The 13,354-nt window shown below is 62.1% G+C and carries 13 protein-coding genes; 4 read left to right on the forward strand and 9 right to left on the reverse strand.

All coding sequences use genetic code 11. The features are described 5' to 3' along the window. Positions 1 to 132 precede the first annotated feature (132 nt). The 6 genes from ACOVRJ_RS16130 to ACOVRJ_RS16155 form a co-directional block, all read right to left on the reverse strand. The gene (locus ACOVRJ_RS16130) at positions 133 to 1,140 is read right to left on the reverse strand and encodes a GGDEF domain-containing response regulator (protein WP_422044854.1); all 1,008 of its coding nucleotides are present in this window, start codon (positions 1,138 to 1,140) and stop codon (positions 133 to 135) included. Between the two features lie 51 nt (positions 1,141 to 1,191). Then, positions 1,192 to 1,614: a response regulator gene (locus ACOVRJ_RS16135; protein ID WP_422044855.1), complete on the reverse strand. Its 423-nt coding sequence runs from the start codon at positions 1,612 to 1,614 to the stop codon at positions 1,192 to 1,194. A 299-nt stretch (positions 1,615 to 1,913) separates the two neighbouring features. Next, positions 1,914 to 4,283 carry an ATP-binding protein gene (locus tag ACOVRJ_RS16140; protein ID WP_422044856.1) on the reverse strand — a complete coding sequence of 790 codons (2,370 nt, stop codon included), beginning with the start codon at positions 4,281 to 4,283 and terminating at the stop codon, positions 1,914 to 1,916. Positions 4,284 to 4,305: 22 nt separating this feature from the next. Beyond that, entirely contained in the window at positions 4,306 to 5,085 is a 780-nt protein-coding gene (locus ACOVRJ_RS16145) for a substrate-binding periplasmic protein (RefSeq protein ID WP_422044857.1), read from the reverse strand. Positions 5,086 to 5,153: 68 nt separating this feature from the next. Next, positions 5,154 to 5,930: a substrate-binding periplasmic protein gene (locus ACOVRJ_RS16150; protein ID WP_422044858.1), complete on the reverse strand. Its 777-nt coding sequence runs from the start codon at positions 5,928 to 5,930 to the stop codon at positions 5,154 to 5,156. Between the two features lie 157 nt (positions 5,931 to 6,087). Next, a complete protein-coding gene (locus tag ACOVRJ_RS16155; protein ID WP_422044859.1) occupies positions 6,088 to 6,606 on the reverse strand; it encodes a flavin reductase family protein in 519 nt (172 codons plus the stop codon). A 127-nt stretch (positions 6,607 to 6,733) separates the two neighbouring features. Here ACOVRJ_RS16155 and ACOVRJ_RS16160 point away from each other — a divergent pair, with 127 nt between their 5' ends. Beyond that, complete coding sequence (locus ACOVRJ_RS16160; protein WP_422044860.1) at positions 6,734 to 7,714, forward strand: M48 family metallopeptidase; 981 nt, start codon at positions 6,734 to 6,736, stop codon at positions 7,712 to 7,714. Between the two features lie 25 nt (positions 7,715 to 7,739). Here ACOVRJ_RS16160 and ACOVRJ_RS16165 read toward each other — a convergent pair whose 3' ends face one another. The 3 genes from ACOVRJ_RS16165 to ACOVRJ_RS16175 form a co-directional block, all read right to left on the reverse strand. After that, the gene (locus tag ACOVRJ_RS16165) at positions 7,740 to 8,390 is read right to left on the reverse strand and encodes a Crp/Fnr family transcriptional regulator (protein ID WP_422044861.1); all 651 of its coding nucleotides are present in this window, start codon (positions 8,388 to 8,390) and stop codon (positions 7,740 to 7,742) included. Between the two features lie 65 nt (positions 8,391 to 8,455). Then, complete coding sequence (locus tag ACOVRJ_RS16170; RefSeq protein WP_422044862.1) at positions 8,456 to 9,148, reverse strand: helix-turn-helix transcriptional regulator; 693 nt, start codon at positions 9,146 to 9,148, stop codon at positions 8,456 to 8,458. 182 nt (positions 9,149 to 9,330) lie between these two features. Next, positions 9,331 to 10,863: a peptide MFS transporter gene (locus ACOVRJ_RS16175; RefSeq protein ID WP_422044863.1), complete on the reverse strand. Its 1,533-nt coding sequence runs from the start codon at positions 10,861 to 10,863 to the stop codon at positions 9,331 to 9,333. A gap of 240 nt (positions 10,864 to 11,103) precedes the next feature. Between ACOVRJ_RS16175 and ACOVRJ_RS16180 the strand changes: the two genes are divergently transcribed. The 3 genes from ACOVRJ_RS16180 to ACOVRJ_RS16190 all read left to right on the forward strand — a co-directional run. After that, positions 11,104 to 11,643: a Cd(II)/Pb(II)-responsive transcriptional regulator gene (locus ACOVRJ_RS16180; protein WP_422044864.1), complete on the forward strand. Its 540-nt coding sequence runs from the start codon at positions 11,104 to 11,106 to the stop codon at positions 11,641 to 11,643. Between the two features lie 80 nt (positions 11,644 to 11,723). Next, a complete protein-coding gene (locus ACOVRJ_RS16185; protein WP_422044865.1) occupies positions 11,724 to 12,431 on the forward strand; it encodes a cation transporter in 708 nt (235 codons plus the stop codon). Between the two features lie 231 nt (positions 12,432 to 12,662). After that, positions 12,663 to 13,354: helix-turn-helix domain-containing protein (locus ACOVRJ_RS16190; protein WP_422044866.1), on the forward strand; the 692-nt coding region annotated here is incomplete at its 3' end.

The raw sequence follows: 13,354 nt of genomic DNA on the forward strand, positions 1-13,354 counted from the left end.
GTCGCATTTGCCGTGGCAATGGCAATGGCAATGGCCGACAAGGCTGTACATGCGCAGCAGCGGTGTCCGGGCGGTGGCTCCCTTCACCCGGGCGCTGGCCTTGGGCTTGCGAACGCTGAACCTTGACGGGTGCTAATCGCTGGCCCGCCCGCCGACCACCACGCGGTTGCGACCGCCTTGTTTGGCGGCATACAGGGCCTTGTCGGCGCGGGCCTCGACCGCGGCAATGGTGTCACCCGGCAGGTAGGCGGCCACGCCAAAACTCGCGGTGCATTCACCGACGTGGGGGAAGCCATGCGTTGCAATATGCTGCCGCAGGCTCTCGGCCATCTGCTGGGCACCGGCCAAATCGGTATCCGGGCAGATGATCAGGAACTCCTCGCCCCCCCAGCGGCCGGCCACATCGCTGGCCCTGACGCGTTGCTGCAGCAGCAAGGCGAGGCTGACCAAGACCTGATCGCCGACATGGTGGCCGTAGGTGTCGTTGAAGCGTTTGAACCGGTCAATGTCCAACAAAATCAGCGCAAAGCTGCGCGCCTTGCGCCCCGCTGCGGCGAACTCGCGCTCCAGCACCCGATCCAGAAACAGGCGGTTGTAGAGCTTGGTCAGCCGATCGGTGACGGACAGCTGCTCAAGCTCCTTGTTCTTCTCCACCAGCTCCTGGGTGCGCAAGCTGATGGTTGTCTCCAGATCCTCATTGATGCGCTTGAGCTCGCGCACATGGCGCTGCAACTCGGCATTGAGATGAAAGGTGTGCAGAGCCGCATTCACCGTCAGCAGCACATCTTCGTTATGCCAGGGCTTCTCCAGAAAGCGAAACAGCCTCGCTTCATTGATGGCGCGCTTGACGCCTTCCAGATTGCTTTGCCCGGTGAGCATGATGGTCTGCGCCTCGGGCATGCGTTGATGCACCCGCACCAGCAGCTCGTCGCCCTTCATGCCGGGCATGATGTAGTCGGCAATGATCAAGGCCAGGTGCTGCCCTTCGCGCTCCATTTCGTCGAGCAGGCCCAAGGCCTCAGGCCCGCTTTCTGCAATCTCGATCAGCTGCCCATGCTGCAGGTTCTTGCCGAGCAAGGAGCGCAGCGAGGTCAGCACCCCGCTGTCGTCGTCAACGCACAAAATCACCTCATTGGCCATCTTGCTTGTCCTCCTGAAAGCTGATTCCAGAAATCGCTCTTGAGGTCCGGCTCAGCAGCGATCTGGCAGCGGCCTGAGCAGGGCGAGCTTTTCCAAGCCGGAGTCAATATTAGCCAGCAAGGCCTGCGCATCCCACGGCTTGCCCATGAGGCTGTGCAAGCAAGCCTGCCGATGCATGCGTTCGATGGCTGCGGTACTGACCTGACCCGACAACATCACCGTGACTACAGAGGGAAAGCGAAGGCGCGCCTGGATGAGAAACTCATCGCCCTTCATGCCGGGCATCTGAAAGTCAGAAATCACGACCAAGGGCACCAGACCCTGTTCGCTGAGCTCGTCCAGAATCTCTAAGCCTTCCTCCGCACTCTCGGCAATCTCGATCAGGTGTTGCTTGCCATAGGCCTTGTGCAACTGATCCCTCAGCGCATTCAACACCATCAACTCATCATCCACGCACAGCAATAGGCCTTGCATCAGAAACTCTCCCTTGAGTCGGATGGGCTTGCCAGGCTGCCGGGGTGCCAGGACCCCCCTGCCTTTGCGAGTTTGGACCGCTTGCTGAGCCCGTGCGTATATTACGTTCGCACACCCGCCTCGCGCACACCCGGCCCCGGGGATTTCGCGGGTTTTTGGAGCAGGGTCTTCCCGCATGGGTCGCGCCGCTCGGCCTTGGCGGCAAGCCAAGGGTAGCAAGGGCAGTTCCGGGTCATTAGGCGCTGCAAATCCAAGCCTTGTTTGGTCTGGTACTGATGAATCGCCCGCAGCGTTTCGACTCAAAACACCGTGATCGGGTCGCCGGCGCGCCGGCCGGCTTCGAGGGGCAAGTAAACCGAGAAACAACTGCCAACGCCGACCTCGCTGTGCAACTCGATGCGGCCGCGATGTTTCTCGACAATTTTCTTGACGATGTCCAGGCCGAGCCCGCTGCCCTCGCCCACCGGCTTGGTGGTGAAGAAGGGGTCGAAGATGCGACCCATCAGCTCTGGCGGGATGCCGCAGCCGCTGTCACGGATGCTGACAATGGCATGCTGCCCCTCACGTTCGAGGCGGATCTCCAGCACACCCTTGTACTGCATGGCCTGCAAGGCGTTGTGGATCAAATTGGTCCAGACTTGGTTGAGTTCGTCGGGCAAGCAGGGAATGCGCGGCAGGTCTTGGTACTTGCGCACCAACTCGATGCCGCCACGCAGCTTGCTTTGGTAGATGGTCAGCACCGTCTCCAGGCCTTCGCGCAGGTCGGCGTCCACCAGTTCCTCCGACTGGTCGAAGCGCGAGTAAGACTTGAGCGCAAAGATGATCTTGGCCACCCGCTCCACCGCCAAATTGATGTTCTCGGTATTGCTGGCAATGGTGGCCATGCTGTGCGCGGTGTCCAGGATCAGCTCCACCTGGGGATGGCGCAGCAGCGGCAGCATCTCCTCCAAATTGTCCTGCGCCCGAAGCTGCACCAACAGACCGGCCTTGTGGCGAGCCCCCTCGATGCCGGCGTCCTGCAAGCGCTGACTCAGAGCGCGGGCTTGAGCCCGCTCCTCACTCGAGCTCAGCATGCCATGCGGCTGGTTGACGCGGGCGATCAGCGCAACGAAGCGACCTTGCTCGTCCTCGTTCAGCAACTGCAAGACCTGCGGCAACTGTTCCAGCGTGTGGCGCAAGGCATCGGCGATATTGCGGCCGCTGGACTTGACGGCACCAATCGGCGTGTTGATCTCATGGGCCACGCCAGCCACCAACTGGCCCAGGGCGGCCATCTTCTCGGACTGGATCAACTGCCCTTGCGCTTGCTTCAAGTCTTCCAAGGCCCGCGCCGCTTGGCCGCGCGAGGCTTCAACACTGGCATAGGCCGAGGCATTGGCCAAAGCGATCGCCGCGTAAGCTGCCGTGGAGCGCAAGATCTCCAACTCACGCTCGTGGAAGGCTTGCGATTTGTGGCTCTGGCACACCACCACACCGATGCGCCGCCCATTGGCCACCAGCGGGCGCAACAGGGCCGACAGCATGGGTGCCGAAGGCACGATGCCTTCCGGCGTCGGCGACTCGGCGGCCTCGTCGGCAATCACCAGCTCGCGATCTTCCAGAAAGGTGCGCACGCTCAGCCAGCGCCTGTCGGTCAACATAAAGCTGGAAGGCGGTGCCAGCTTGTCGTCTTCGACGTAATAGATCAGGTCCAGACGATCACCCCGCGCGCCCAGCATGGCCACGCCAAACGAGTCCAGCGGCAGGAGCTCGCGCAAATGGCGGTGCAGGGCCACACAGATGGCGTACACGTCGAGGCTGGTCGTCAGCTCCTTGCCGATATCGCCAATCTGGCGCAGCACATCGGCCGACTGCGCCAAGGCTTGGTTGGCGGTAGAAAGCTCGGCAGTTCGTTCGCGTACCGCGTCGGCCAGATGGTCACGGTGTTCCGCCAGCTCGTTTTCATAACGCTGCTTTTGCAGCACATAGTCGCTCAAGCGGTCCTGCAGGTGATTGACGCCCCCGACCAGCATGGCCAGTTCATCCCGATTCTTGGAGGAACGGTTCAGCTCCAATTGTTCACTCCTTTCTTCGGGGCGCAATTGGCCCAGGTGCATGGCAATCCGGCGCACATGCACGGTGACCGCCCGGCTGAACAAAAACATGATGAAGCCCGCCAGCAGCAAGGACTGCAGCAACTGGGTGAACACAATGGCCTGCACCGATGAGCGTAGCGAGGCCCAAAGCTCACGCTCATCCCCGATCAAGCGCAATTCACCCAGCAGCTCGATCTGCGCGTCCGGGAAGGCCTGATAGGTCAAAGGCAGCGAGCGCGAGGGCGCGCGGCCAGCCCCCTCCCAACCGGGGCGGGTGAACTGAACCACCTCCGCAGGGCGATTGGTGGCCTTGATCTTGACTTCGATATGGCCGATCGAGCGCACATTGCTCACGCTGCTCAGATGGGTCTGGATGGAATCCCGATCCATGTCCCACACGGCTTTGCGCAAGGTGCTTTGGTACACCTTTTCAATCAGCTCCAGCTCGGCGGTCATGGCGGCCAGGCCGCTTTGCCAGGCCAACCAGGTGTGCACGCCCACCGCCGCAAAGGTGAAAAGCAGGCAAAAAGCCAGGGTGGCCATCACCATGCGAGCGCCCAGGGACTGGTTGTGACGGGCTAATCGCTTCAACATGGGAATCCAGGGGCTGCACGCATCAGGACGAGACAGCCTCGGAAGCGTCGCGAGCGCCATGCCATTTGCGGCGAATCAGCTCGTACTGGCCGCTCTTCTTGATGGCCTCCAAGCCGCGCCGGAACAAGGCGACCCGCTCATCGGGTGTCGCCGGTCCAAAGGCCATGTAGTACGACACGTTCAACTCAGGCAAGGCCAAGGCCTTGACCAGCAAGCGATTGAAATCCTGGCCGGTCTGGCGGGCCAAATAACGCGCCATCACATCGGCGGTGATCCACAGGTCCACACGGCCCAGCCTGAGCTTCTCCAGATTCAGTTCATTGCGTGAGCCCGACTGCAGATGCCGCCCTCGCACAAAACCGCGTTCTTCCAAAAACTGCTCGGCGACATCGGCGTTCACCGTCGCCGTTTGCAATTGCAAGGCATCCGAGAGTTGATTCAGTTTCAAGGCGCGCTTCGCCAAGGCAAACAGGCTGTACTCCGTCTGCGTCAACAGGCCGACCCATTTGAACAAATGCTCGCGCTGCTCGGTCCGCGCAATCGAGTAGATCAACACATTGCCGCTGTGCTGCGCCACGTCATAGGCCCGTGCCCAAGGCAAAAACTCGATCGGGGCGCTGATCTGCAACTCCCGCAGCACCGCTTGCACCAATTCGGTACACAAGCCCTGCGCGATACCGTTCTCGCTGTAATTGAAGGGTGGCGCTTCTTCCGTCAAGATGCGCAAGGAGGGCACCGCCATGCTGGGCGCCGCGGCCAGACCCAAGCCAGCCAGCAGCAAGTCGCGCCTAAGGACTTGCATGACCAGCCTCCCGCCACTGAACTGCATTCATCACCGCCTCCCGTTTGCTCGTACCGGCCGCACAGTGCTCAGAGCTTGATCTTGCCCCGTGCCTTCAACTTGTCGAAGCTCTGGCGCACCCGCTCCACCACCTCATCCGGGGTGCTCACGCTGAAGGCGGCCTGCAAGGAGGTCGACAGATCCTCCAGCCGATACACCCGCTCCAACTGCGCGCACTCGGCAAACTCATGCTTGCACAAATTGACGTAGTCCGCTTCCGTCAAAGCCACCAAATCCACGCGACCGCCCAACAGCTGCCGCAAGTTGTCGGCTAAGCGTGACTCCACCAACAACTTGTTGAAACCTTGCAAGCTGAGGTACTGATGCCTGACGTCATCTCGCACCACCCCCACCTTGTACTGCCTGGCCTCGGCCAGACTGCGAAGCTGGATCTCGGGGCGGGACTTCAAACGGTAGAAGTCAATATCCAAGCGAGTCAACTCCCCCACCCACTTGAACCGGGCTTCTCGCTCTGGCGTTCGGGCAATCAGATAGATCAGCACATTGGGCTGTTTGAGCGCCAAGTCATAGGCTCGTGCCCAAGGGTAGATCTTGAAGTCATAGGCCGCGATGCCAGCATCCTCCATCACCCGTTCAAGGATGTCGGTGGCTGGGCCTGCCACCTTGCCGCCTTGTGCGTAGACAAAAGGGCTCTCCTCGGAAACGAGGTGCACCGTGAGGGCAGGCAATCGGTTGGCCGGGCCACTCGGCACGCCGGGCTTGATCACCTGGGGCTGCGGCTGCGCCAGGACAGGTGCGCTGAACAGCAAAAACAAGACCGCCCGAAGCAGCTTTCTTCCAGACATCACCCGCCCCTCCGCTGAATCGATCTGGGCCCCACAAGGACCTCTCAGCGATCCTTGGACTGGCGCATCTTATCGAAGTGCAAGCAAGATGCAATGCACGGCGCATCGCATCCAGCCCCATCATGGGGTCAGGTCTTGCCGGGTGATTTCCAGCGGCTTACAGCGGCAGTTCGGTGTAGTACCGCCCACCATGAAAGATCAAGGGTTGAGCACCCTCGCGCCAGCTGCAGGCTTCCACCTCGCCCACAAAAATGACATGGTCGCCTTCTTCGTATTGGCTGCGGTTGGCGCACTCGAACACCGCGGCCACGCCGTCCAAGACCGGCGCGCCGCCCGCACCTTCTTGCCAAGCCACGCCGGCAAAGCGATCAATATCGCGGGTCGCAAAACGCTGAGCCAGTTCTTTCTGATCAGCGGCCAAGATATTGATGGCGTAGTGCGAGCCCCGGCTGAACACCGGCATGGAGCCGGCCTTCTGACCCAGGCTCCACAAGACCAGCTGGGGATTGAGCGACACCGAATTGAAGGAGTTGGCCGTCAGACCGACCAGGCTGCCATCGGATGCCCGTGCGGTCACGATGGTCACGCCGGTGGCAAACATGCCCAAGGCTTGGCGAAAACGCTGACTGTCCAGAGCAGACGCCGCGGGCTGGGTGGGGGCGGAAGAATTCGGCATGGTGCATTGTCAGCCAAAGCCAAAAAGAGCGCAGCTGGCGGGGGCATCGCTCGCCTCCCCAGAGCGGCGTTCATCGTCTGGCTTCAGAATAGCGATCAACGTCTTTTGTAGTGCGTCAATTCTCGCCATGCCTTCAGATCTTCTCGAATATCCCTGCGCCGCTGCCGCCGATGCCTCAAACCCCGGCTACCCCGGTGGCTTTGGCCGCTGCGCTTGCTGCCTTGAGACGGGCGCGGGCGGCTTCAGGCCCTCGCGTCGGCTTTTTACCGGCTTGTTGGGCGCGGCCGCCTTGACGCCCGCGATGACACCGGCTTGGGCCCGCGAAGGCGTCGAAGTGGGCAAGGGCAGCATGCTGGCCCAATTCGTATCGCCGGAGGGCATTGAACGCTCCGGCGCCCAGAACTACCAAGCCATGATGCAAAAAGCCCAGCAACAAGGTGCGCTGGCACCGGCCCGGCATCCGCAGCTGATCCGGCTGCGCAGCATCGCCGAGCGCATCGTTCCGCAGTCACTGCCCTGGAACCCGCGCGCCAAGCAATGGCGCTGGGAGGTCAACCTGATTGCCGACGAGCAGCTGAACGCCTTTTGCATGCCGGGCGGCAAGATTGCCTTCTTTTACGGCATCTTGGAAAAACTCAAACTGAACGATGACGAGGTCGCCACCATCATGGGCCACGAAGTCGCCCACGCCTTGCGCGAGCACGCCCGTGAGCGCTTGGCCAAAACCAATGCCACCCGCTTGGGCGCCGGTGCTTTGTCCAGCTTGCTGGGTCTGGGCAATGTGGGCGACGCGGTCCTGAATATGGGCGGGCAATTGCTCACGCTGACCTTCAGCCGCGAAGACGAGAGCGAGGCCGATCTGGTCGGCATGGAGTTGGCCGCCCGGGCCGGCTATGACCCGTCGGCGGGTGTCAGCCTGTGGGAGAAGATGGGTGCCGCTTCCAAGGGGGCGCCACCGCAATGGCTGTCCACCCACCCAGCTGGCAAGACGCGCATCCAGGACATTCAAGCCAGCTTGCCCAAGGTCCAAGGCATTTTTGAACGCGCCGACAAGCCCAGCCAACGCTTCCCAGTCGCGCCGCCCTTGCCGGTGCGGCGCGGCAGTTGAGCGGCAAAAGCCCGCCCTCCTGGCCTTACCAGCGCGCCGGCAAGGCCTTCAGACGCTGATATCGGCCGTTAGCAACCCGGGTCAAATAGCCACCAAGCTCCAAGTCCTTGACCAGCTTGGACACCATTTCCCTGGAGCAGCCCAGGCGCTGCGCCATGGCCTGATGGGTCAAATGAATCTCGGCCCCGGCTTCGGAACTGGTCTCCAACAGGGCACGCAAGCGGCCATAGACATCATTCAGCGCCAGCTGCTTGGTCGACAAGGTGGCCGCGCGCGCGCGCCGGATCACCTTGGTCAGCAGTTCAAAGGCGAACTCTGGATACTCGGCAATATGGGCCAGCAAACTGCTGCGAGCCAGCATGACACAGCGCGCCGGCTCTTCGGTGATGACGCTGGCGGACCGCACGCCACCGTCCAAACTCATTTCACCGACGTACTCACCGGCGCCGTAAATGCCGTAGGTCACTTCGCGCCCACGGGCATCACAGCCATAGACGCGCAAGCTGCCGGACAAGACCAGGTACAGGCAATCGCCCTGCGAGCCCTCTTCAATCAACACCGTGCCACGCCGGTAGCTGCGGGCAATGCCACGCTCAGCCAAGAGGCGCAAAGGCGTCGGCAGCGCCGCCAGTTCAGGGTCGCTTGCAAGCAGTGCAACAGGGATTTCGGTATCCATTCGGGCTCAAGACGCCCTATCGGCGTCACGATCAAAACCGCGGATGGTACGAGAGCAGTCATGACTCAGGGTGGCGTGAACGCGACGCTGCTGGGATTTCGCTCCATTCTCAGACTTGAAACTAGGGGGGGCAGCTTGGCCAGCTGGCGCAGCAAGCCGGCGATGCTCTCCGCCCCGGACTTGGCGCGAATGCTCTGAATCTGAGTCCGCACGGTTGAGATCGCCACGCCCTGCTGGGCGGCGACATAGCTCGGGCGAACCCCAGCACTGAGGGCTTTGAGCACCGCCGTCTCAGAGCTCGTCAGCCCATGCTGAAGCGCGAACCACTGCGTGGCCAGCTCCCCGCAGAGCTCACGTCGCTCCAAAATCACCAGCACCGCTGCCTGGGCCACGTCGCGATTCAAAGGCACCACCACCACATTGAGCGCGGCTTCCCCCTCACCCACACGCAGCAAACAGCGCCGCCCTTGCGATTCGGCCGCACGCGTCGCCTCGGCCAAGGCTTGCGCATCCTCAGGCTTGCGGCAGCGCAGCTGATTGCCGCTGAGTTCGAGCGGATGGCGCTCATCCAACTCGCGGCGGGCCAGCAAGTTGCAATGCAAGACGCGGCCTGCCGGGTTGAGCAAAAGCACGCCGTAGTCCAACTCGTCCAGCACCAAGCTCATCCAATGCCTGCTGAGGGAGTCGGCCTGGCGTCTTTCGGTGGGATGGCCGGGTTTCGCCACGCCGTTTTCGGGCGCAAGAGCTGTGGGCCGCATACGCTGTCTCCTTACCAAGCATCAAACCAAGCACGCCCGCGAAGGGTAGACAAAACGGGCCAGCCAGGGCCGTGAATCCTGGGCGGGCGCTTTGTAAACAATTCACAGCGTCAGGTCATCGCCATGAAAAAAGGCCCTGCGCAGCAGGGCCTTTCGGAGTGCGTCGGGGGCCTGAAGAAGGCTCAGTGCACGCCGTGCATCTTCTTCTTCATCCAAGGCGTCAGCGCCATCAGCACCAGGCCGGCCGCCGCAGGAATGACGGCGAAGATCAGGAAGAAGGTGGACATCGAATAGGTGGTGGAGATGTAGTCGATGTAACCACCGGTCTTGCCGGCGATGAAGTTGGCGATGGCCGAGTTCAAGAACCACACACCGAACATCAGGCCCAGCAAGCGGGCGGGTGCCAGCTTGGAGATGTAGGACAGACCGACCGGCGACAAGCACAGCTCACCCATGGTGTGCAGCAGATAGGCCAGGCACAGGAAGAGCATGCTGACCTGGGCGGTCTTGGCGCCCGAGGGGATGCCCGCCGCACCGAAAGCCAAGGCGGCAAAGCCCAGGCCCAGCAGCACCAGGCCAACACCGAACTTGACCGGGCCGCTCGGGTTCCAGTGCTTTTCCCACATCTTGGAAAACGCAGGTGCCAGGATCACGATGAAGAAGGAGTTCAGCACGCCGAACCAGGTGGCCGGCACTTCGCTTTGGTCCATGCCGAACTCGCGACCCAACATCCAGATCACCAGGCCCCAGATCAGGGCGAAGGCCAGCACCAGCAGCAGATTGCCCAGCCATTGGCTCTTGCCGGTGGTCCGGTGCAGTTGGTACAGCAACCAAGTCAAGACTGCTGCCGGGATCACCGTCATCAAGGTGTTGATGACCTTGAAGATCAGGCCGCTGGTGCCCTCCAGGGTGCGGTCGGTGTAGTCGGCCGCAAAGATGGTCATGGAGCCGCCCGCCTGCTCGAAGGCGAACCAGAAGAAGATGGTGAAAAAGGCGAACACGAAGACGGCCTTCAGGCGATCGGCCACCACATTCGCGGGCGTGTCATCGGCAAGTTCGGCAGCGGCTTTGCTGTCGCGGGTCGGCGCCAGGCCGATATCACCAAAAGCGCTCTGACTGAAATAGAACTGCAAGGCACCCAGGACCATGAAGATGCCGGCCAGACCGAAGCCCAGATTCCAGGAAACCTTCTCGCCGATATAGCCGCACAGCGAAATGCCGAAGAAGGCGCCGGCGTTCACACCCATATAGAACAAGGTGTAGCCGCCGTCACGGGCGCCTTCGTTGTCCTTGTTGTAGAGCTGGCCCACGATGGCCGAGATGTTCGGCTTGAACAAGCCCGTGCCCGCAATCACCAAGCCCAGGCCCAGATAGAAGGAGGGAATGGTTTCAAAGAACAGCGACACATGACCCGCTGCGATGATGAAGCCACCCCACATCACCGCGCGGCGTGTGCCCAGGTAGCGGTCAGCGATATAGCCGCCCAGAATCGGTGTGAAATACACCAGCATCGTGTACCAGCCGTACAAGGACACGGCTTCCGCACGGGTCCAACCCCAGCCGCCCTTGGACGCTTCCGAGATCAGGAACAGCACCAAGAGGGCACGCATGCCGTAATAGGAAAAGCGTTCCCACATTTCTGTGAAGAACAGGACGAACAGGCTATTCGGGTGGCCGAGGATGGTGTTAGGACCCGCAGTTTGAATTGTGTTCAAACGACTCTCCATGATCTGACTTGTTGGATGAATGCCTTTGTGCCCGGTACCCAAAAGGGCCGCCACAAAGGACAAGCCGCCAAGAGGGGGACTCTGGCGGCTACGGCGCGTATTGTGACCGGCCCGGCCCGCTCGCCTTGTTCGGGTTCCCACCAGTGCCATTCGACCCGGTGGGTGCCATTCGTCATGCCTTGTGGGCTTGATTTATGCTCGAAGCCACCCTCACCCAGGAACAGCAACGTGCGCATCGGAGCCCTGAGTCGCGCCACCGGCGTCGACATTGAAACCATCCGCTTCTACGAGAAGAGTGGCTTGATGCCCGGCCCCTCGCGCAGCGACAACGGTTACCGGGACTATGCGCAGTCCCATCTGGAGCGGCTGGCCTTCATCCGCCATTGCCGCGCCCTGGACATCTCCTTGGCCGATATTGGCCTGCTGCTGGGCAGCTTGAACAGCCGCGATGCCGCACAACTCGCCGCCGTCGACAGCTTGGTGGACGCCCAGCTGGCCCGCGTGCGCGCTCGCCTGGCCAGCATGCGCGCGCTGGAGCAACAACTGGTGACGCTCAAGGCCCGCTGCGACGGTCAACATGCCGCCCACGACGACCAGGGCTGCGGCATCTTGGCCGAGCTGGTCGCCGCCGCCCATGGGGAGGCCTGCGCTTGCCATACAGCAGAAACACATCCAGAGCACCCGGCCACGCTTGCCACCACGCCACAAAAGCAGGCGCAGCAGATGAAAGAAGCGATCACCCCCGTCAAAGCAGAAAAGGATCGCTGAACGGACAAGCATTCGGCTTGACTCTGGTGTGGCTACAGGCTTTCCAATCTAGCCATCGCCATTCAACAAGCCCATCCATCATGTCCGCTCACTGCTGCGACCACGAGGCACCTGTTGCTTCCAGCATCACCAATCTGCCGCGCTACCGGCGCATCCTTTGGATCGCCCTGTGGGTGAATGCCGCGATGTTCGTCATCGAGCTGGTCGCGGGCGGGCAAAGCGGGTCGCTGGCCTTGATTGCCGACGCGGTGGACTTTGGCGGTGATGCACTGAACTACGGGGTTTCGCTGGCGGTCTTGTCGGCCGCACTCGCCTGGCGCGCCCGCGCTGCCATGCTCAAGGCGGTCTCCATGCTGGGCTTTGGTGTTTTCGTGCTCGGTAAAGCGGTATGGAACCTGAGTCACGGCGTCACGCCCGACGCGCCAACCATGGGGGTCATCGGACTGACCGCACTGGCCGCCAATTTGCTGGTGGCCTGGTTGCTTTATGCGTTTCGTGAAGGCGACGCCAATATGCGCAGCGTCTGGCTCTGCACTCGCAATGACGCCATCGGCAATCTCGCGGTGATGGCCGCCGCGCTCGGCGTTTTCGGTACCGGCAGCGCCTGGCCCGACCTGCTGGTGGCCGGCATCATGGCCAGCCTGGCCCTACGCGGCGGTTGGCAGGTGCTGATCCAAGCCCGTGCCGAGTTACGCGGCGAGGCGCCACAGCAGGCCGCGGGGCACGGGCACGAGCAGGGTCATGATCACGGCCATGGACCCAAGCACGGTCACGACCACGCGCACTGAAGCACCGGGCTGAAGACAGGCCCAATGGGGCCCAGGGAAACCCCAATCTGGCGCTGATATATTAAACATATACTCAATTTCAGTGCCAATCTGAAACGCCTCACGAAGTCGCATCGGAATTGCAGGGTCGGCGACCCCAAGCTCTGCAGCGGGCACTCCCCAGCGTCAAAACGCTGACGCTGTTGTTCACCTGTCCCTTCCCCCTGCCCCAAGAGTGAAGAAGAAGTCGCCATGCAAACCGATGCCCTGCGCCTGTGCGAGCTGAGCGTGGTCGAGGCCTTGTTCGACCCGCTGCCCGACGTGGTGTTTTTCGTCAAAGACCGCGACGGCCGCTATTTGCGCGTCAACCAGACCCTGGTGCGGCGCAGCGCGCAGCGCTCCAAGCAGGCGCTACTCGGGCGCACCTCCAAAGAGATTTTTCCCGGCGCCATGGGCGAAGCCTTCTGGGTGCAAGACCGCAGCGTCATCAGCAGCGGCGCGGCCATGCAGCGCCACCTGGAACTGCACCTCTATGCCGACGGCGGCGCCGGCTGGTGCCTGACCCACAAACTACCGCTGCGCGATGAGCCCCAAGGCAAACAGCCCGGCGCGGTGCTCGGCGTGGCCGGCATTTCACGCGACCTGGGTCGGCCCGACCAGAGCCACCCGGTCTACGGCCAAATCGCCGAGCTGGCCGAGCAGATTCGGCGTCACTTTGACCAGCCGCTGCATCTGGGCGACTGGGCGCGCGCGGCTGGCCTGACGCTGGACCGGGTCGAGCATCTGTTCCAACGCATCTTTCACCTCAGCCCGCGCGAGATGCTGCTGCAAGCACGCCTGGACGCGGCCCGCCGCCTCTTGGTGGAAGCGCCCGATATGAGCGTGGCGGCCATTGCCATGCAATGCGGCTACAGCGACCAAAGCGCCTTCACCCGCCAGTTCAA

Source organism: Roseateles sp. (assembly GCF_049240545.1).
GTDB lineage: Bacteria > Pseudomonadota > Gammaproteobacteria > Burkholderiales > Burkholderiaceae_C > Paucibacter_A.

What these genes read in the sequence shown, in the direction of transcription:
- ACOVRJ_RS16130 (WP_422044854.1), bottom strand. Translation starts at nt 1,140, where the DNA reads ATGGCCAATGAGGTGATTTTGTGCGTTGACGACGACAGCGGGGTGCTG.
- ACOVRJ_RS16135 (WP_422044855.1), bottom strand. Translation starts at nt 1,614, where the DNA reads ATGCAAGGCCTATTGCTGTGCGTGGATGATGAGTTGATGGTGTTGAAT.
- ACOVRJ_RS16140 (WP_422044856.1), bottom strand. Translation starts at nt 4,283, where the DNA reads ATGTTGAAGCGATTAGCCCGTCACAACCAGTCCCTGGGCGCTCGCATG.
- ACOVRJ_RS16145 (WP_422044857.1), bottom strand. Translation starts at nt 5,085, where the DNA reads ATGCAAGTCCTTAGGCGCGACTTGCTGCTGGCTGGCTTGGGTCTGGCC.
- ACOVRJ_RS16150 (WP_422044858.1), bottom strand. Translation starts at nt 5,930, where the DNA reads ATGTCTGGAAGAAAGCTGCTTCGGGCGGTCTTGTTTTTGCTGTTCAGC.
- ACOVRJ_RS16155 (WP_422044859.1), bottom strand. Translation starts at nt 6,606, where the DNA reads ATGCCGAATTCTTCCGCCCCCACCCAGCCCGCGGCGTCTGCTCTGGAC.
- ACOVRJ_RS16160 (WP_422044860.1), top strand. Translation starts at nt 6,734, where the DNA reads ATGCCTTCAGATCTTCTCGAATATCCCTGCGCCGCTGCCGCCGATGCC.
- ACOVRJ_RS16165 (WP_422044861.1), bottom strand. Translation starts at nt 8,390, where the DNA reads ATGGATACCGAAATCCCTGTTGCACTGCTTGCAAGCGACCCTGAACTG.
- ACOVRJ_RS16170 (WP_422044862.1), bottom strand. Translation starts at nt 9,148, where the DNA reads ATGCGGCCCACAGCTCTTGCGCCCGAAAACGGCGTGGCGAAACCCGGC.
- ACOVRJ_RS16185 (WP_422044865.1), top strand. Translation starts at nt 11,724, where the DNA reads ATGTCCGCTCACTGCTGCGACCACGAGGCACCTGTTGCTTCCAGCATC.